Genomic DNA, 18,728 nt, shown 5'->3' on the forward strand with positions numbered 1-18,728 from the left:
GCAAATGAATATTCACCGCGCAGTGTAAAGCAAGCCAGGGTTTTAGCGAAGCCCTGGCAGGTCGTTTTTTGACCAGCCAGGGTGGCATCAGATACTCAGGCGCTGCTTGAGCCATGAGCTGATATCAGAGATTTCCGCAGGACAGACTTCATGCATCATGGCGTATTCATGCCATTCGACGCGATGACCTGCGGCCAGAAGGCGATCATGGGCTTCACGGCCCAGGCGCGGCAGTACCACATCATCATGCCGACCATGGCCAAAAAAGATATCCAGGGCAGGCGCGTCGGTCTGCTCGGCCAGCAGGCTTTCCAGTGTCGGGCCGTAGGTGGAGAGCGCCATCAGACCAGCGAGCTGACGGGGTTGCTGCGTCGCAGCATGCAGAATCACTGCGCCACCCTGGGAAAAACCAGCCAACAGGATACGTTCGACGGCAATGCCGGCCGCGATTTGTTGATCGACAAGCGCATTGATCCGGTCTGCCGAAGCCTGCATCTGCTGCTGATTGATTGCTCGGGCTGGCGCCATGCCGAGAATGTCGTACCAACTGGGCATGGGTATGCCGCCGTTAATGGTGACAGGTTGGGTTGGGGCCTGGGGAAAGATGAAGCGCACACCATGGTTGGCCGGCAAGCCGAGCATCTCGACAACCGGGACAAAGTCGTAACAATCCGCGCCAAGACCGTGCAGCCAGATTACGGCAGCGTCAGCCGGGTTGCGTGGTTCGATAGTGTGGGGGGCGGTGGACATCATGGTATTCCTGTAGGGTACTTAGTTATTGGTGGATAGCTGGACGTTGAAAGCTGGAAGCTTGAAGTGATCCGGTGTGTCAAAAAGTCTGTGAGTATTCGGCATAGTTGCTTTGACGGATGGCGCTAAAAAACATCCTGCCCAGCTTCCAGCTTCCAGCTTCCAGCTTCCAGCTTCCAGCTTCCAGCTTCCAGCTGTCGCAGGCGCTACGCCCGCGACATGAACTTGCCAGTTTCGGTGTTGATGCGCACCACTTCACCGGTTTCCAGGTATTCCGGAATCTGGATTTCTAGGCCGCTGGCAAAGCGAGCGGTCTTGGAGCGGGCACTGGCCGAGGAGCCCTTGATCGCCGGGGGTGTCTCTTCAATTGGCATTTCCACCACGGCGGGTAACTCTACACCCACCAGGTTACCCTCGACGACCAGACCGTAGAGCCCGACTATGCCGTCGTACAGGTAGGGAATCTGCTCCTCCAGTTGTTCGGCGCTGAGGGTGAACTGGCTAAAGTCCTCGTTATCCATAAAGGTGTAGCCGTCGGCATCCTGATAGAGGAACTGCATCTGCCGCTTCTGAAAGTCGATGGGTGCCAGGATTTCATCGCCGGTCAGACTCAAATCCAGTTTCTGTTTGGTTTGCACGTGATTGAGACGAATTTTGTACAGGGTAGTTCCGCTCCGTGAAGAGGGGTTCTTTACGTCAATCAGCGAGACAATGTAGGGCTGGTTATTAACCTGCACGATATTGCCTTTTTTCAGTTCGGCTGCTCTTGGCATGGCTGCAATCCAAAGGGGTGGAAACGGGGCGCTATTTTCGGGCTTCAGGCGTCCGGTATCAAGCGCTTGCTCGAGCCCGGATCGGCCTCTGTCCTGGGGTCTGGATCTGCAGCCGGATCAGCAGCTCGCCCTGTCTTTGGTTCGGTATCCGGCGTTGACTCAGGTTTGGGCTCCGTACGTCTGATTTCGACCAGCTTCTCCAGGCCCTCACTGTTACGCAGATTGATATCCATTTGACGGAAGGCGATCTCGATGTCGTTTTCAGCGAACAGGCGGTCGATTTCCCGATTGATTTCATCAATCGCCATATTCCGGTCGAGCAACTCGCGCACATGCACGCGTAGTTCGTGATCCAGGGTGCTGTCGCCAAAATTCAGAAATAACACCAGTGGCTCGGGATCCTTGAGTACCCGTGTGTTGGCTTTGGCCGCCTGTAACATCAGCTCGCGGGTCAGCTTGAGGTCCGAGCCGTAGGCCACGCCAACCCGAACAATGACCCGGGTTACCGTGTCATTCAGCGACCAGTTGATCAGTTGCTCGGTGACAAAAGTCTTGTTCGGAACAATGATCTCTTTGCGGTCAAAGTCGGTGATGGTGGTGGCGCGGATGCGGATGCGGTTGACCGTGCCCGATAGCTCGCCAATGGTCACCACGTCGCCAATACGGACCGGGCGTTCGAACAGAATAATCAGGCCCGATACAAAGTTGGCGAAAATTTCCTGCAAGCCAAAACCCAGGCCCACGCCCAGAGCCGCCACCAGCCACTGCAGCTTGTTCCAGCTGACCCCCAGGGCAGACAGGCCGACAATGATGCCGATGCTGAAAATCGTGTAGCTGAGCAGGGTAGTGATGGCGTAACTGCTACCCTGTTGCAGGTTGATGCGCGACAGCACGAGAATTTCCAGCAAGCCGGGCAGGTTGCGCGCCAGCGTAATGGTAAACACCACAACCAGCAGAGCACCGAGCACATCGGCAGCACTCATCGGCATCATTTGCGGGCTATCTGCTGTGCCTGCGTTGTACTCCCAGAGACTCACCGAGTCGAGATAGGAGGCGGCACTGATCAGGTCGGCCCAGACCAGGTATACCAACACACCAAATAGAATCATGATGCCCAGTTTTGCCAGCCGCAGCGACTGCTGGTTGATCTGCTGGATATTCATTTCCGGGACTTCAACATTCATTTCACTGTCCTGCCCCTCGCGCTGCTGTGCATTCTCGCGTTTGCTCAGGGCGCGCTGATAGGCTAGCCGGCGCCCAGCCACATTGAGGTTACGCACTACAGTGCCCTCGACCAGCATCCAGGCGACAATCAGATACAGGGTGTCGATGAAACGGTCTGCCAGCTTGATCGAGGTATAGTGGTAGCCCCAGAAGGTCATGCCAGCCAGGGCCAAAGGTGTCAGAGTGAGCACCAAAGTGGCGCTGAAATGTACGACGCGGGAGCTGTACAGTGGCTCGCTGCGCCACATCATCCTTCCCAGCAGCGTACTGAGCATCAGCATGCCAACCAGCATCAGGGTGCGGCCGATAACATCCTCGGTCTGTTGTTCGGGGATGGTCGCGTTGATGGAAATGACCAGCACCACCGGCAGCATGATCCAGGCAATATTGCGGGTAAGCCGGTGCAGGCGCTGGACCAGTTCGGGATCCCAGCGGAAGTGTCGAACGGCAATCGCGTTTGGATCGAGAATACGATACAGCAGGTGCAGTACAAACCAGGCCAGCGACAGCTCGACCAGCGCTTTGCCAAGCACCGGCATGGCGGCCTGATATCCCAGTTGCAGCAGGAGTCCGAGGGTCAGCAGTACAACCGGAATCGGCAGCACGATCAGGGCACTGAACAGCAGTGCCCGTGGCGTATGCGAGACGCTGTCTCGGCGGAAGTGGCCGACGTCCTCGTTGAGCGTCACCAGGGTCTGACGCAGACGGCGTCGCCACCAGGTATGCAATGCCAACAATAGCGTCAATAGCACTAACCAGGGCCAGCCCGCCCACAGTGCCTTGCCGAAATCGATTGCGCGGGTTGTCACCTTGGCGTTATGCCATTGTTTCAGGCTTTGTTGCGGCAAAGCGAGCAGCCAATCCCAGTCGATCGGACGATTACTGGCCACCCAGAACAACTGGTCATCAATGGTACGCCGCAGGTCCGAGCTGAGCTGTTTCAGTTGCCTTTGGTTGATCTGCAGGGTGATGGCCTGACTCAGCAGGGTATTGATATTGCTGCTCAATTGCGCAACCAGATCAATACGGCTGTCGATCACCTGTTGCATGTCATCCTGCAGGTCGCTGCGCTGCTCTGGTGGCAGACGATCGAGCAAGTCACTGAGGTAAGCCTGCGGGGTGTTGAGCTGGTCGCGCAGGTCGTTCAGCTCAAACTGCCGCAGGCGCAGATCAGCGATCTGATTGGCCACCGTGTCGTCCAGTCTGACACTGGGCAGTGAGCGCTTCTGTTGATGCAGGATGCGTGACAGCAGCAAGCTGCCTTCCAATACGCTGATTTGCTGCTCCAGTGCACGGTCGATCTGGGTCAGACTCTCGATCTGTTGAAGGGTCTTGATGTTCTCGCGGGTCAGCTCGCCCAGTTGATTGGTGGCCGCCAGTAATTCCTCGCTGAGGTGTTGGTTGAGGCTGCCCTGCTCGCGCAACAGTTCGTGGTTGCTGGTGCGCAGGGCAAAGGAGGCGGTCTCGCTAATGGTTTGCTCGGACTGGCTGCGACGCTTTTCGTTGATCACGTCCTGCAGAGCCTGGACCTCCAGCTCTATGTCGACAATCTGCTGTTTCAGCAGGTTGCGCTGCTGTGTGCTCAAGTCCTGCATCACGCTGTTGGCGTTGAGTTGCTGGCGCATCAGCTCGTTGCTCAATTGCAGGCTCTGCTGCTCGGCTCGCAACATGCTGATGCGTGCCTGACTGATACGGCTTTCGGGTTGGCGTTGCAGCAGCCTCAACTGGTCAGTAACGGCCTGCTCTCGGGTCTGATTCGCCAGTACTTGAGCCTGGGTGCGCTCCGGTCGGGTCTGGATGGCAATCAGCTCACCGTTTACCTCGGTCAACTCGTTTTGCCAGCCGAACATCTTGGCTACCTTGTCGCCCAACTGTTTCTCAAGGCTTTCCAGCGGTTGATTGTTGAAGCGATCAATCAGACTGTCGTAACTCTGCTCACGCAGGTTGTCGATCTGTTGGCGAAGATTGCGATTCTGTTCCGGTGCCCGCTCCACCTGTTTGCGCAACTCGGCCTGTTCAGCCTGGGTTGCCTGGCTACGTTGCAAATGGATCAGTGTGGCTTGCAGGGCTTCCTGCAATTCACGTTTTTCCGACTCGGAGTAACTGCTGTCAGGCAGGCTGCGAATCTCTTCTTCGACCGTTTCCAGGCTAGGTACGACAGCGCTCTGCGCTTGCAGCCCGGTTGGCAAAAGTAACAGGCTGAGGCAGATGCAGAGCAGGGGCAAGAGACGCGACATGTAGGGCAATCCAGAAAGAATCTGTATCGAAGGGTAGCCCTCTGTGCTGGGCTTGGGAAGTCCTCTTAACCTTCCGGTCGCAGATACTGTCAGGCCGCCTCGTGGGCGGCCTGACAGGGACGCTGGGGCCGGCGCTTCAGAACCAGTTGTCCTGCATGTCGAGACAGGTACTGTCGCGATTTTCCAGCACCTGCAGGGCATGGTGGCAGCCGGGTACTTCCCAGGTCAGGAAGAAACGTGCCGCCTGCAGTTTGCCTCGATAGAAGTCAGCATCCACTGCCTTGCCACTGGCCAGACCCTGCTCAGCGCGGATCGCCTGTTCCAGCCAGCGCCAGCCGATGACCATATGGCCAAAGGCGGTCAGATACAGGGCCGAGTTGGCCAGCGCCTGGTTGACCTGGCCCTTGCCCATGTCGCCAAGCAGCGTCAGGGTGACCTTGCCGATATGGGCGTGGAGTTTTTCCAGTGGCTCGCGCAGCGCGGTCAGGGAGTCGTAGGCGGCGGCGCGACGGCAGCAATCCTGAATCAATGCAGACAACTGCTTGAGCGCGGCGCCATTGTTCATGGCGACCTTGCGACCAAGCAGATCCAGCGACTGGATACCGTGGGTACCCTCGTGGATCGGGTTGAGGCGGTTGTCACGGTAGTACTGCTCAACGGGATACTCACGGGTATAGCCGGCGCCGCCAAGGATCTGAATCGCTAGCTCGTTGGACTTGAGGCAGAACTCGGATGGCCAGGACTTGACGATCGGCGTCAACAGATCCAGCAGTTCCAGCGCTGTCTTGCGCTCTGCCTCGGTTTCCAGGGTTTCAGTGTCATCAAACAGGCGTGCGGCGTACAGGCCCAGATCGAAGGCGCCTTCGACATAGGCCTTCTGCGTCAGCAGCATGCGCTTGACATCGGTGTGCTCGACAATAGCCACCTGCGGACTGGTTGGATCCTTGCCATCCGGTAGGCGACCCTGGGGACGATCGCGGGCATAGTTCAGGGAGTACAGGTAGCCGGCGTAACCGAGCATGATCGCGCCCATACCGACGCCGATACGGGCCTCGTTCATCATCTGGAACATATAAGGCAGGCCGTGATGCGGCTTGCCGACCAGATATCCCACGCACTCACCTTTCTCACCAAAGTTCAGCGCCGTGGAGGTCGTGCCGCGCCAGCCCATCTTGTGGAACAGGCCGGCCAGCGCCACATCGTTGCGCGGCCCTAGGGAACCATCCTCGTTGACCAGGAATTTTGGCACGATAAACAGCGAAATGCCCTTCACGCCGGGTGGGGCGTCTGGCAGCTTGGCCAGGACCATATGTACGATGTTCTCCGACAGCGGGTGATCACCACCGGAGATATAGATCTTGTTGCCTTTCAAACGGTAGGTACCGTCACCGGCCGGTTCGGCCTTGGTGCGGATATCCGACAGCGAGGAGCCGGCATGCGGCTCGGTCAGCGCCATGGTGCCAAAGAAACGGCCTTCGATCATCGGCTCAAGGAAGCGTTTTTTCTGCGCTTCGTCACCAAAGTTCTCGATCAGATTCGAGGCGCCCATGGTCAACATGGCATAGGACGAACTGGCGACGTTGGCGGACTGGAAGTGCGCGAAGCAGGCCTGAGACAGCAGGTTCGGCATTTGCATGCCGCCGACTTCGAAGCTGCGCGTGGCATTCAGGAACCCGGCCTCGATAAAGGCGTCCATGGCCGGCTTGACTTCGGGGATCAGGACTGCGGCGCCATCCACGTATTGCGGTTCGTTTTCGTCGTTCTTGCGGTTGTGCGGAGCAAAGAACTTTTCTGCCACGGTGCGCGCGGTGCCGATGGCGGCATCAAAGGTTTCCCGGTTGTGATCGGCGAAACGCGGGCGCTGGGTCAGGGCCTCGGCATCCAGCACTTCATAGAGTTCGAAGGCCAGATTGCGGGAGTCGAGTAGGGTATCGGTCATGCTCGTTGCCTCGGATTAAAGTGCGTTGCAGTGTAAAGAGTCACTCCCTGACTGAAAATGGCTATTGATGTTCCTGATACGCGCTGATCAGAACAGCCGAAGCGCAGGCTCATCCAGCGCGGCACGCTGTTCCCGCAGGGTCAGGATCTGGTCTGCCCAATAGCGCTCCTGGGCGAACCAGGGGAAGTGCCTGGGAAACGCCGGGTCAGTCCAGCGCCGGGCCAGCCATGCACTGTAGTGCACCAGCCGCAGACTGCGCAGGGACTCGATCAGGGGCAGCTGGCGCGGATCAAAATCATGGAATTCGTTGTAGCCGTCGACCAGTTCCGACAACTGCGCCTGCCGCTGGTCACGCTCGCCAGAGAGCATCATCCACAGGTCCTGAATCGCTGGTCCCTGCAGGCAGTCGTCCATATCAACCATATACAGATGCTCGTCGCGCCACAGCAGGTTACCGACATGCAGATCACCATGCAGGCGCAGGCTCTGGTACGGATGCTCGCGGAAGCGTTGCTCGATCACCTGCATCAGATCATCGGCAACAGAATAATACGCTGGCTGTAGCGCCTTGGGCACCACCCCGGATTCGCGCAGGAAGGCCAGACTGTCATGACCAAAACGCTGCACACTGAGGGTCGGACGATGCTGAAAAGGTTTCATGGCGCCCACCGCATGCAGGCGACCGAGCAGTCGACCGAGCATTAACAGATGATCCGGATTGTCGAGTTCCGGTGCGCGGCCACCGAAGCGGCGAAACAGGCTGAAACGAAATCCGGCGAATTCGAACAGGGTTTTGCCGTCGATCTGCATCGGTGCAATCACCGGAATGTCACGTTCGGCCAACTCCTGCGAATAGGTGTGTTCTTCAAGGATGGCTTCATCGGACCAGCGCTCAGGGCGATAAAACTTGGCGATCAATGGCTCGGCACCCTCAATACCAATCTGGAATACCCGGTTTTCATAGCTGTTCAGCGTCAGGGTGCGGGCATCGCTGACAAAGCCGAGCGACTCCACCGCATCCAGCACGGTATCGGGGGTCAGCAGGGCAAAAGGGTGGGTGGTCATGGCAGCTCCTTGGTATGGGCTGCTAGCTTGGGCCTTCAGGCCGTCGGTCGCAAGCGCAGTCTCGGCCGCCGGTCATCAGGGCGTTCTGGCAACACACCAGACACTGACGCTCAACGCGCCCGCAGCCAGCAGAACACGGCTTGCTTCGTCGGCGCTGGCGCCGGTGGTAAGCACGTCGTCTATCAGAGCTACATGACGTCCCAGCAAGCGCTCGGGCGCACTGCAACTGAAGGCATCCTGCAGGTTGCGCCGCCGCTCCCGCGCACTGAGCCCCTGCTGAGCCGGGGTTGGACGAATGCGCTGCAGGCTGCGCTGGCTCAGGGGCAACTGCAGTAAACGCGCCACCGGCCGTGCCAGTTCGTGGGCCTGATTGAATCCCCGCTGCGCCAGCCGCCCACGGAACAGGGGCATGGGGACCAGCAGATCGGGGAGTTGCAGTTGGCGCTCATGGTAATGGTGCTGCACGTGCTCGGCCAGCAAACGGCCCAGCAGGCGGCCATAGGTCAGCTGTTCATGATGTTTGAAAGCCGGTATCAGGCTATCCAGCGGGAAACGGTACAATAGCGGGCAAACAACCTGGGAGAAGGCGGGTGCACGCTGTTGGCATTGTCCGCAACGGGCGTCTGGCTGGGGTAGCGGGATGGCGCATTGGCGGCAATGGTAGCCAAGCCAGGGCAGGTCGGCATGGCAGCCGGTGCAGAGTCCATGCTCGGCATGTGGCCCGGATGCCTGGCAGAGCAGGCAGGGCAGTTGTTGGTTATTAAATAACCACTTGTAAACCTGCTTGATCTTCAAAGGTTGACAGCCTCCATGCCGTCGCTATGATGCGAGGCATAGATTGAACCGAAATCGGTTCCCGTGCAAACCCTCAGGAATGATCCCATGACGCTCTCCTTGACCCCGTCCTCGACCCGCCATGACTGGAAACCGGCCGAGGTGCTAGCCCTGTTCAAGCAACCGTTCAACGATTTGCTGTTTCAGGCGCAGACCGTGCATCGCCAGCACTTTGATGCCAACCGGGTCCAGGTCTCGACGCTGTTGTCGATCAAGACCGGTGCCTGCCCCGAGGACTGCAAATATTGTCCGCAATCCGGCCATTACAACACCGGCCTGGACAAGGAAAAACTGCTGGAAGTGCAGAAGGTGCTGGATGAAGCCGCCGCCGCCAAGGCCATCGGCGCCACGCGCTTTTGTATGGGTGCCGCCTGGAAACATCCCTCCGATAAGGACATGCCCTACGTACTGGAGATGGTCCGCGGGGTGCGCAAGCTCGGTCTGGAAACCTGCATGACCCTGGGCAAGCTGACCAAGGAGCAGACCGCTGCCCTGGCCGATGCCGGTCTGGATTACTACAACCACAATCTGGACACCTCGCCGGAGTTCTACGGCAAGATCATTACTACCCGCACCTTCGGCGACCGTCTGGAGACGCTGTCCTTCGTGCGCGAAGCCGGTATGAAAATCTGTTCCGGCGGTATCCTCGGCATGGGTGAAAGTCTGGAAGACCGTGCCGGTCTGTTGATCCAGTTGGCTAACCTGCCGGAACACCCGGAAAGCGTGCCGATCAACATGCTGGTCAAGGTCAAGGGCACGCCGCTGGAAAACGAGGCCGACGTCGATCCCTTCGACTTTATCCGTACCCTGGCGGTAGCCCGGATCATGATGCCAAAGTCCCATGTGCGCCTGTCTGCCGGCCGTGAACAGATGAACGAACAGACCCAGGCCCTGGCCTTCTTCGCTGGCGCCAACTCGATTTTCTATGGTGATCGACTGCTGACCACCTCGAATCCGCAGGCGGAAAAAGACATGCGTCTGTTCGACCGCCTCGGCATCAAGCCGGAAGAGCGTCAGGAGCACGACGACGAAGTACACCAGGCAGCCATCGAGCAGGCTCTGGTCGAGCAGCGTGATAGCGCGCTGTTTGTCAACGCGGCGGGCTGAACGACCGCAGCAACAAGCGGCAAGCCCCAAGCTATAAGCTGTTCCAGTTGTTGGCACTCTGGTGTGCCACTTACCCGTTACCAGGAAGCTGCACGGTTGGCTTGTTACTTGAAGCTTGCCGCTTGCAGCTGCGTGAGCCCAATGCCCTTCGACCTGTCTGCCCGCCTTGCCGAGCGCCATGCTGCGCATCTATACCGACAACGTCCGCTGTTGCAGTCGCCGCAGGGTGTGCGTGTGCAGGTGGATGGGCAGTTGTTGCTGGGCTTTTGCAGTAACGACTACCTGGGGCTGGCCAATGACCCTGAGGTGCTTGCTGCCTTTGCCGAAGGCGCAAAGCGCTGGGGGGTCGGCGGCGGGGCGTCGCATCTGGTGGTCGGGCACAGCAGTCCACACCATGAACTGGAAGAGGCGCTGGCCTCCTTCACCGGTCGGCCCCGTGCGTTGTTGTTATCCAGCGGTTACATGGCCAATCTGGGCGCCGTGACGGCCTTGGTCGGGCGCGGCGATACCGTTCTGGAAGACCGCCTCAATCATGCCTCGTTGCTGGATGCCGGCTTGCTCAGTGGCGCGCGTTTTTCACGTTATCTGCATAACGATGTGGCCAGTCTGCAGAGCCGTCTGGACAAGGCCGAGGGTAATACCCTGGTGGTGACCGACGGTGTTTTCAGCATGGACGGTGATCTGGCTGATCTGCCGGCCCTGTGCGCCGCCGCACGTGCTCGCGGCGCCTGGCTGATGGTCGATGACGCCCATGGTTTTGGCTGTCTCGGTCAGCAGGGTGGCGGCATTGTCGAGCACTTTGGTTTGGGTCTGGACGATGTGCCCGTATTGATTGGTACGCTCGGCAAAGGGTTTGGCACCGCTGGCGCCTTTGTCGCTGGCAGCGAAGACCTGATCGAAACCCTGATCCAGTTTGCCCGTCCCTATATTTACACTACCAGTCAGCCCCCGGCGATTGCCTGTGCCACGCTGAAAAGCCTGCAATTGCTGCAAGAGGAAACCTGGCGGCGCGAGCGGCTGCAGCAACTGATCAGTCAGTTTCGCAGTGGCGTGGCCACTATCGGTCTGGAATTGATGGACAGCGCGACACCGATCCAACCCATTCTGGTGGGCAGCAGTGCCCGTGCACTGCTGCTCTCGGCGGCACTGCGTCGGCGCGGCATGCTGGTGACCGCCATTCGCCCTCCGACTGTGCCTAATGGCACGGCGCGCCTGCGGGTAACGCTGTCAGCGGCGCATACCTCTGAGGACGTCAATCAGTTGCTCGAGGCGTTGGCGGCGGCGGTCGCAGAATTACCGGAGCAGAGCCATGACTGAGATCAGCTTGTTGCCGGGTTGGGCCTTGTCCGCGCAGTCCATGCAGCCGCTGCAGCAGGCATTGGCTGAGCGCCTGCCGCAGGCGCGGATCGAGTGCATCGATTTACCGCCTCTGCAGATGTCCAGCCTGGAGCCTGATCTGGCCGCGCTGGCGGAGCGCTTGCGCCCCGGGGTGCTGGTCGGCTGGTCGCTCGGCGGCATGCTCGCCATGCAATTGCTGCGGCGGTATCCGGAGCGTTTCAATGCCGTAGTGACCCTGGCCAGCAATGCTTGTTTTGCGGCGCGCCCGGATTGGCCTGAGGCCATGCCTCAAGCGGTATTCAAGGATTTTTACGCGGCTGCGCGAGAGGATCAGCCACGCTGCCTCAAGCGCTTTGCCTTGCTGGTCAGTCAGGGTAGCGAGCAGGCTCGCAGCCTGAGCAAAGCCATGCCCTGGGACCAGGCTGATGAAGCACAGCGGCTGCATGCCCTGGCGCTGTTGGCGGTAATCGACAACCGCCGGGCCCTGAGTCACAGCACGGTGCCCATGCTGCATTGCCTGGCCGCTGGCGACGCGCTGGTGCCGGTGAGCGTTGCACCAGCCTTGCAGGCGCTCAATCCTGAGGCGCGAATCTGTATCAAGGATCAGGCAAGTCATGCGCTACCGCTGGAGTATCCCCAGTGGTTGGCTGAGCAGATTGGTGACTTTCTGGATGCCGAGCATGGCTGAAGCGCAGATCGACAAGGGGCAGGTTGCGGCCTCGTTCAGCCGTGCAGCGCACAGCTATGATCAGGCAGCAGCCTTCCAGCGTCAGGTTGGCTGCAATCTTATGGCGCGTCTGCCAGCACATCTGCAGCCCCAGGTCATAGCCGATCTGGGCTGCGGCACAGGTTATTTTACCCGCCAATTGCAGCAGCGCTTTGCCCAGCCGGTGATGGGGCTGGATCTGGCCGAGGGCATGCTGCAGTTTGCCCGCAGCCAGCAGGCCGGGCAGGGCGACTGGGTGGTTGCCGATGCCGAAGCGCTGCCGCTGCGCGATGCCAGTCAGGATCTGCTGTTTTCCAGCCTGGCGTTGCAGTGGTGCCCCGATCTGCCGCGTGCCTTGTCGGACGCAAGACGCTGCCTGCGACCTGGCGGTTGCCTGGCTTTTACTACTTTGGTCGAGGGCAGCTTATATGAGCTGCAAGGGGCCTGGCAGCAGGTAGACGGTTTTGTCCACGTAAACCGCTTCAGCCCCCTGGCGCTGCTGCAAAGCCAATTGGCAGCGGCCGGCTTTGCCCGCTGGCACTGCGACATTGAACCCCATGTATTGCACTATCCGCAGTTGAGCGACCTGACCCGCGAGCTCAAGGCTCTGGGTGCGCATAATCTGAATCCCGGGCGACCCGGGGGGCTGACCGGCCGGGCGCGTTTGCGAGCCCTGACCGACGCCTATGAAGCCTATCGCCAACCCGCCGGGCTGACGGCTACCTATCAGGTGGCACATATTCTGATGTTCAAGGAGGCGTGAGATGACCAAGCGTTATTTTGTTACCGGCACCGATACCGAGATTGGCAAGACCACCATAGCCGCCGCCTTGATGTACGCGGCGCGTCAGCGTGGGCTGAGTACTGCTGCGGTCAAGCCGGTTGCTGCGGGTGCGGAGTCAACGCCGCAGGGACTGCGTAATGACGATGCGCTGGCACTGCAGGCGCAATGTCAGCCGGCGTTGGCTTACGACGACATCAATCCCCTGTGTCTCGAGGCGGCCATAGCGCCGCATATTGCCGCCCAGGAAGAGGGCGTTGAGTTGACGGTTGATCGGCTCGCGGCAGGGTGTCAGCGGGTGTTTCAACACCAGGCGCAACTGACCCTGGTGGAAGGCGCAGGCGGCTGGCGTGTGCCGCTGAATGGCGAGCAGACCCTCGCCGATCTGGCAAGCGACCTGAATGTCCCGGTGATCATGGTGGTCGGTATGAAACTCGGTTGCATCAACCACGCGTTGTTGACGGCAGAGGCCATTGCCGCCGACGGTTTGACGCTGATCGGCTGGGTAGCCAATCAGGTCGATCCGCAGATGAACCGTGCTGCCGAGAACCTGGCTACCTTGAAGGAACGGCTCAAGGCCCCCTGTCTTGGTGTGGTGCCCTGGATGACGCAGCCGCTGCCGGAAGCGATTGCCAGCCATCTGGATATTGCACCGCTGGTCTGAACTGACCAGCGGTGGTACCGCATACTGGCACTTTGTGCTTGAATATAAATTGATCAATTCGTTTGGAGGCGTCGTTTATGCCATCCCTTGACCTGATGTCCTCAGGACTGAATAGTGTAAGGCAGGGCCAGTATCGCGCATCGACTGCTGCGGCCGAAATTGCCCGCGTTGGTGTACAGGCCGACCCGGCTGCGTCCCAGGCCATTCCCGTGCAAGCGGCCAATGGTCAGCCGGCTGCTACGACCCAGGTCGATTCCAATCGCCCGGTCAACCTGGTGGATAGCCTGGTTGAACTGCGCCTGGGTCAACGTGAGGTCGAGGCTGGTGCATCGGTGATTGATACGGCCGATGAAGTCCTTGGTACCTTGCTGGACGTCACTGCCTGATCCGCAGGTGATGGAACATGATGTCAATCAGTCCTTCACCTGTCATCCCTTCGGCCATTCCGGTCTATAGTCGTTTACCTTCGATTCCAGCTGACAACCCGGTCACACCTCGGCCTGTTTTATCGGTAAGTGCTGTTGCAGCACCTGGGCAACGGGCTGAACCGACTACGGCTGCCCCGTCTGCCGAGGCGGCGCCCGCTGCCGGTAGCGATGATCTTGCCGTATCCGCCCAGCAGCGACAGCAGCTGGCGCGGGTTGAAGCCGAACAGCAACGTCTGATTCAGGCTGAAGTGCGCTCACTGGCCAGTCGTGATCGGGAGGTCAGGGCGCACGAACAGGCTCACTTGGCAGTCGGCGGTCAATATGCCGGTACCGTCAGGTACGATTACGCCCGCGGGCCTGATGGACGCCTGTATGCGGTTGGTGGATCGGTCAGCATCGATACCGCACCCGTGCCCGGTGACCCGGAAGCGACGGTTGAAAAACTGCAACAAGTACAGCGTGCTGCGCTGGCGCCGGCCCAGCCCTCATCCCAGGATCTGGCGATTGCCGCCCAAGCGGCGCAGATTATCGCCCAGGCGCGGGCCGAGATTGCGACGCGGTCGCAGTCAGATACTCAGGATGATGCCGGCCCGGATGCTGAGTCTGAAACCAACGCGCCTGGCAGTCGCGCCGCCGCGAACAGTGATAAAGAGCTGGCACTTTACCGTCAGGTTGCCGATGAGCGAGACCCGCTCAGCGAGTTGTCCCTGCAAGCCTGAGACTTGCTTTCCCGGTCTGAGGCCAGGCCACGTGCTGCACCCGCGTATCTCTTCCCCTGGTTACAAATTTTTTGTCTTTGATAAAGACACAACTACTTGACATGATCCGGGCGTAAACGTATGTTTCAAACGTCTGTTTGAATCTGCTGCCAAGGCAGCCACAAAATCGCAGCTGCACGCTGCTCTTGAAACCCGTTATAACCGTTGAGGTCAAGTACCATGCCAGATTACAAGGCTCCCCTGCGTGACATCCGCTTCGTTCGCGATGAAGTACTGGGTTATGAAGAACACTACAAGAGCCTGCCCGGCTGCGAAGACGCTACCCCGGATATGGTCAATGCCATTCTGGAAGAGGGCGCCAAATTCTGTGAAAACGTCATTGCCCCGCTGAACCGTATCGGTGATACCGAAGGTTGCACCTGGAGTGCCGACGGCGTGAAAACCCCTACCGGTTTCAAGCAAGCCTATGAGCAGTACGTTGAAGGCGGCTGGCCGAGTCTGGCCCATGACGTTGATCACGGCGGTCAAGGTCTGCCCGAATCACTGGGTCTGGCGATCAGCGAAATGGTCGGTCAGGCCAACTGGTCCTGGGGCATGTATCCCGGTCTGTCACATGGCTGCATGAACACCATCGCTACCCATGGTACCGATGAGCACAAACACGTGTTCCTGACCAAGCTGGTATCCGGTCAGTGGACCGGCACCATGTGTCTGACCGAACCGCATTGTGGTACCGATCTTGGCATGCTGCGCACCAAGGCCGAACCTCAGGCTGATGGTACCTACAAGGTTAGCGGTACCAAGATCTTCATCTCTTCCGGTGACCACGATATGGCCGAGAACATCGTCCACATCGTACTCGCCCGTCTGCCCGATGCGCCGGCCGGTACCAAGGGTATTTCGCTGTTCATCGTGCCCAAGTTCCTGCCCGATGCCAATGGCGAGAAAGGCGAGCGCAACAGCGTGTTCTGCGGCTCGATCGAGCACAAGATGGGTATCCATGGTAACGCTACCTGCGTGATGAACTTTGACGGTGCCACTGGTCTGCTGATCGGCGAGCCTAACAAGGGTCTGAACGCCATGTTCACCTTTATGAACACCGCGCGTCTGGGTACTGCTCTGCAGGGTCTGGCGCACTCCGAAGTGGCTTTCCAGGGTGGTATCAAGTACGCCCGTGAGCGCCTGCAGATGCGTTCACTGACCGGTAACAAGGCACCGGACAAGCCGGCTGATCCGATCATCGTGCACCCTGATGTTCGTCGTATGCTGTTGACCATGAAGGCGTTTACCGAAGGCAACCGTGCCATGGTGTACTTCACGGCCAAGCAGGTTGATATTCTCAAGAACAGCCAGGACGAAGAGCAGAAGAAGCAGGCTGATGCGCTGCTGGCCTTCCTCACGCCGATTGCCAAGGCATTCATGACCGAAGTGGGCTTCGAAGCAGCCAACCACGGTGTACAGATTTACGGTGGCCATGGCTTTATCGCCGAGTGGGGCATGGAGCAGAACGTCCGTGACGCGCGTATTTCCATGCTCTACGAAGGAACTACAGGCATTCAGGCACTTGACCTGTTGGGCCGCAAGGTACTGATGACCCAGGGCGAAGCGCTGAAGTGCTTCACCAAGATCGTCCACAAGTTCTGTCAGAATCAGGAAGGCAATGAGGCCATCCAGGAATTCGTCGCGCCGCTGGCGCAACTGAACAAGGAGTGGGGAGAGCTGACCATGAAGGTCGGCATGGCGGCTATGAAGGACCGTGAGATGGTCGGTGCGGCTGCGGTGGATTACTGCATGTATTCCGGTTACGCCTGTCTGGCTTACTTCTGGGCGGATATGGCCCGTGTGGCCGTTGCCAAGCTGGCTGAAGGTACTTCTGACGAGGCTTTCTACCAGGCCAAGCTGCAGACGGCGCGCTTCTACTTCCAGCGCATCCTGCCGCGTACCCGCATGCACGTCGACTCCATGATGTCCGGCGCCGACAACCTGATGGACATGTCCGAAGAGAACTTTGCTCTGGGCTACTGATCCAGGTTGGTTGCAGCATAAAAAACCCGGCCATGTGCCGGGTTTTTTATGCCTGTCTGATGCAGAGGCTCTTGCTGGGCAAGGTGGGGATCAGTCAGCGCCGGAATTCAGCTCGGCTTCAACGATTTCACGCACCAGTTTGAAAATCTTGCGCGCCGCTGCCGGTGGCTTGTTTTCCTTGGCTTCCTTCTGCGCCTGACGTACCAGCTGCCTGAGGTTCTGTCTGTCCGTCTGGGGGTAGGCGGTCATGAAGGCCTCCTGTTCTTCGGCACTGCCGGTGAGCAGACGGTCGCGCCAGCGCTCGATCTGGTGAAAGTGCTGGGCATGCTCCTGACTGCTGCTGTCGAGGCGGCCGAGGTAGGCGCGGATGGCATCCAGATCCTGATCCTTCATCAACTTGCCGACAAAGCTCAGGTGCCGCTTGAGCGCGCCACGGGCAGTGTGCCGAGGGGCTTCTTCAAGGGCTGATCGCAGCTTGTCAGTCAGGTTAAGCTGTTGCCATTGTGCCGGCTTCAGCTCGACCAACCGATTGCCCAGGTCACGCATCTCCTGCAGCTCGCGCTTGACCTGGCTTTTGCTGATGCCATCGTCATCCTGTTCCTCGTCGTAAAACTCTGTCATGGTCACCTCATTGCGGCCCGCAGGCGGGTACTGTTCAATGCGCCATGATACCCGTTCACAGCCTGCCTGTCCGAGGTACAATGCGCTGCAGCCAAGGAGAATTCATGAAGCAGATAGACAGGGTCAGCCCTGAAGACCCGCAAGTACTGCGTGCCCAGCTGGAACAACGGGTGGCCTATATTCTCGAGGAATCCAGGCGTCAGGGCGCCAGCGCCTGTGAAGTCGGTGTCAGTCAGAATACCGGTTTGCAGGTGGGTGTACGCCAGGGGGAGGTTGAGACCGTCGAGTTCAATCGCGACCAGGGCTTTGCCATTACCCTGTATGACGGTCAGCGCAAAGGGTCCGCCAGCACCTCCGATACCTCCGATGAAGCCATTCACGCGGCCATTACCGCCGCACTGGGCATTGCCCGGCATGCCTCGGAAGATGCCTTTGCCGGTCTGGCCGCCCCCGAGTTGATGGCCACCGAACTGCCGGATCTGGATCTCTATCATCCCTGGGCCCTGAGCGCCGAGCAGGCAATCGAGCGCGCGCTGGCCTGCGAAGCCGCTGCACTGGCCGTGGACGCGCGCCTGACCAGCGACAGTGCCAATATCAGTACCCAGCAGGGTTGCCGGGTATACGGCAACAGCAACGGCTTTATCGGTAGTTCGCTGGGTACCCGTCACAGTTCCTCAGCAGTGATGATTGTCGCCTCGGAACAGGGTATGCAACGCGATTACTGGTATGACGTCGCTCGCATTGCCAGCCATCTGCCGAGTGCAGAATCATTGGGCCGCAAAGCCGCCGAACGGACACTGGCCAAGCTCGGTACCCGTCCAGTCAAGACCGCCAAGGTGCCCGTACTCTTTGCTGCCGACCAGGCTGCGGGCTTGCTCGGGCATCTGATGGGCGCGATTGCCGGCGGGGCCATTTACCGGCAGTCGAGTTTTCTGCTCGATGCACTGGGTCAGCCGATCTTTCCGGGCTGGGTCAATGTCGATGAGCGACCACACCTGCCGCGCGCGCTTGGCAGTGCGGCCTTTGATGGCGATGGACTGGCTACCCGCGCGCAGGCCTTTGTCGAACAAGGCGTATTGCGCAGTTGGGTGTTGGGCAGCTATTCAGGTCGCAAGCTTGGCTTGCCCAGCACCGCCAACGCTGGCGGCGTGCATAACCTGCATATCAGCAGCAATGCCGGTGACCTGCAGGCCCTGCTGGCCGAGATGGGTACCGGCTTGCTGGTGACTGAGCTGATGGGGCAGGGCGTTAACAGCGTGACCGGGGATTATTCCCGGGGTGCCGGCGGCTTCTGGGTAGAACAGGGGCAAATCCAGTTTCCGGTACAGGAAGTCACCATTGCCGGCAATCTGCGCGACATGTTCCGCCAGTTGCGCTGCGTCGGTTCTGACCTCGAACGCCGTGGTAACAACCTGACCGGCAGCTGGCTGGTGGATGGCATGACGGTGGGAGGGGCTTGAAAATAGCTGGAAGTTTTAAGCTTGAAGCTGGAAGTAACATCTTGGGCCGGAGAGGTT

Annotated in this window: 16 protein-coding genes; 9 read left to right on the forward strand and 7 right to left on the reverse strand. The window is 59.3% G+C overall.

Translation table 11 applies throughout. The annotated features are described in order from the left end of the window. Window positions 1-87 precede the first annotated feature (87 nt). From AC27HQ_RS11560 to AC27HQ_RS11585, 6 genes are all read right to left on the reverse strand, one after another. Complete coding sequence (locus AC27HQ_RS11560; protein ID WP_487156318.1) at window positions 88-750, reverse strand: alpha/beta hydrolase; 663 nt, start codon at window positions 748-750, stop codon at window positions 88-90. Window positions 751-956: 206 nt separating this feature from the next. Further along, the gene (efpL, locus tag AC27HQ_RS11565; protein WP_487156319.1) at window positions 957-1,523 is read right to left on the reverse strand and encodes an elongation factor P-like protein EfpL; all 567 of its coding nucleotides are present in this window, start codon (window positions 1,521-1,523) and stop codon (window positions 957-959) included. Window positions 1,524-1,567: 44 nt separating this feature from the next. After that, window positions 1,568-4,984 carry a mechanosensitive channel MscK gene (gene mscK / locus AC27HQ_RS11570; RefSeq protein WP_487156320.1) on the reverse strand — a complete coding sequence of 1,139 codons (3,417 nt, stop codon included), beginning with the start codon at window positions 4,982-4,984 and terminating at the stop codon, window positions 1,568-1,570. Between the two features lie 136 nt (window positions 4,985-5,120). After that, the gene (locus tag AC27HQ_RS11575) at window positions 5,121-6,923 is read right to left on the reverse strand and encodes an acyl-CoA dehydrogenase (RefSeq protein ID WP_487156321.1); all 1,803 of its coding nucleotides are present in this window, start codon (window positions 6,921-6,923) and stop codon (window positions 5,121-5,123) included. 87 nt (window positions 6,924-7,010) lie between these two features. Further along, entirely contained in the window at window positions 7,011-7,988 is a 978-nt protein-coding gene (locus AC27HQ_RS11580; protein WP_487156322.1) for a serine/threonine protein kinase, read from the reverse strand. 75 nt (window positions 7,989-8,063) lie between these two features. Continuing rightward, window positions 8,064-8,783: a double zinc ribbon domain-containing protein gene (locus AC27HQ_RS11585; RefSeq protein ID WP_487156323.1), complete on the reverse strand. Its 720-nt coding sequence runs from the start codon at window positions 8,781-8,783 to the stop codon at window positions 8,064-8,066. A gap of 87 nt (window positions 8,784-8,870) precedes the next feature. Between AC27HQ_RS11585 and bioB the strand changes: the two genes are divergently transcribed. The 8 genes from bioB to AC27HQ_RS11625 all read left to right on the forward strand — a co-directional run bounded on the left by bioB (window position 8,871) and on the right by AC27HQ_RS11625 (window position 16,590). Further along, entirely contained in the window at window positions 8,871-9,929 is a 1,059-nt protein-coding gene (gene bioB / locus AC27HQ_RS11590; RefSeq protein WP_487156324.1) for a biotin synthase BioB, read from the forward strand. 141 nt (window positions 9,930-10,070) lie between these two features. Then, complete coding sequence (bioF, locus tag AC27HQ_RS11595) at window positions 10,071-11,246, forward strand: 8-amino-7-oxononanoate synthase (RefSeq protein WP_487156325.1); 1,176 nt, start codon at window positions 10,071-10,073, stop codon at window positions 11,244-11,246. Further along, complete coding sequence (locus AC27HQ_RS11600) at window positions 11,239-11,955, forward strand: alpha/beta fold hydrolase (RefSeq protein WP_487156326.1); 717 nt, start codon at window positions 11,239-11,241, stop codon at window positions 11,953-11,955. The genes bioF and AC27HQ_RS11600 overlap by 8 nt, the downstream gene beginning before the upstream one ends. Then, on the forward strand, window positions 11,939-12,736 hold the full coding sequence (bioC, locus tag AC27HQ_RS11605) for a malonyl-ACP O-methyltransferase BioC (RefSeq protein ID WP_487156373.1): 798 nt from the start codon (window positions 11,939-11,941) through the stop codon (window positions 12,734-12,736). The genes AC27HQ_RS11600 and bioC overlap by 17 nt, the downstream gene beginning before the upstream one ends. Window position 12,737: 1 nt before the next feature. Beyond that, the gene (gene bioD, locus AC27HQ_RS11610; protein WP_487156327.1) at window positions 12,738-13,418 is read left to right on the forward strand and encodes a dethiobiotin synthase; all 681 of its coding nucleotides are present in this window, start codon (window positions 12,738-12,740) and stop codon (window positions 13,416-13,418) included. Window positions 13,419-13,495: 77 nt separating this feature from the next. Continuing rightward, window positions 13,496-13,804 carry a flagellar basal body rod C-terminal domain-containing protein gene (locus AC27HQ_RS11615; RefSeq protein WP_487156328.1) on the forward strand — a complete coding sequence of 103 codons (309 nt, stop codon included), beginning with the start codon at window positions 13,496-13,498 and terminating at the stop codon, window positions 13,802-13,804. A gap of 17 nt (window positions 13,805-13,821) precedes the next feature. Continuing rightward, window positions 13,822-14,565: a putative metalloprotease CJM1_0395 family protein gene (locus AC27HQ_RS11620; protein ID WP_487156329.1), complete on the forward strand. Its 744-nt coding sequence runs from the start codon at window positions 13,822-13,824 to the stop codon at window positions 14,563-14,565. Window positions 14,566-14,784: 219 nt separating this feature from the next. After that, a complete protein-coding gene (locus AC27HQ_RS11625) occupies window positions 14,785-16,590 on the forward strand; it encodes a phenylacyl-CoA dehydrogenase (protein WP_487156330.1) in 1,806 nt (601 codons plus the stop codon). 90 nt (window positions 16,591-16,680) lie between these two features. On the opposite strand, the gene yjgA is transcribed toward AC27HQ_RS11625, so the two are convergent. After that, complete coding sequence (yjgA, locus tag AC27HQ_RS11630) at window positions 16,681-17,211, reverse strand: ribosome biogenesis factor YjgA (protein WP_487156331.1); 531 nt, start codon at window positions 17,209-17,211, stop codon at window positions 16,681-16,683. Window positions 17,212-17,315: 104 nt separating this feature from the next. On the opposite strand from yjgA, the gene pmbA reads away from it, so the two are divergent. Next, window positions 17,316-18,671: a metalloprotease PmbA gene (gene pmbA, locus AC27HQ_RS11635; RefSeq protein ID WP_487156332.1), complete on the forward strand. Its 1,356-nt coding sequence runs from the start codon at window positions 17,316-17,318 to the stop codon at window positions 18,669-18,671. Window positions 18,672-18,728 lie beyond the last annotated feature (57 nt).

The sequence above is a fragment of the Halopseudomonas sp. 4NH20-0008 genome, from assembly GCF_057548395.1.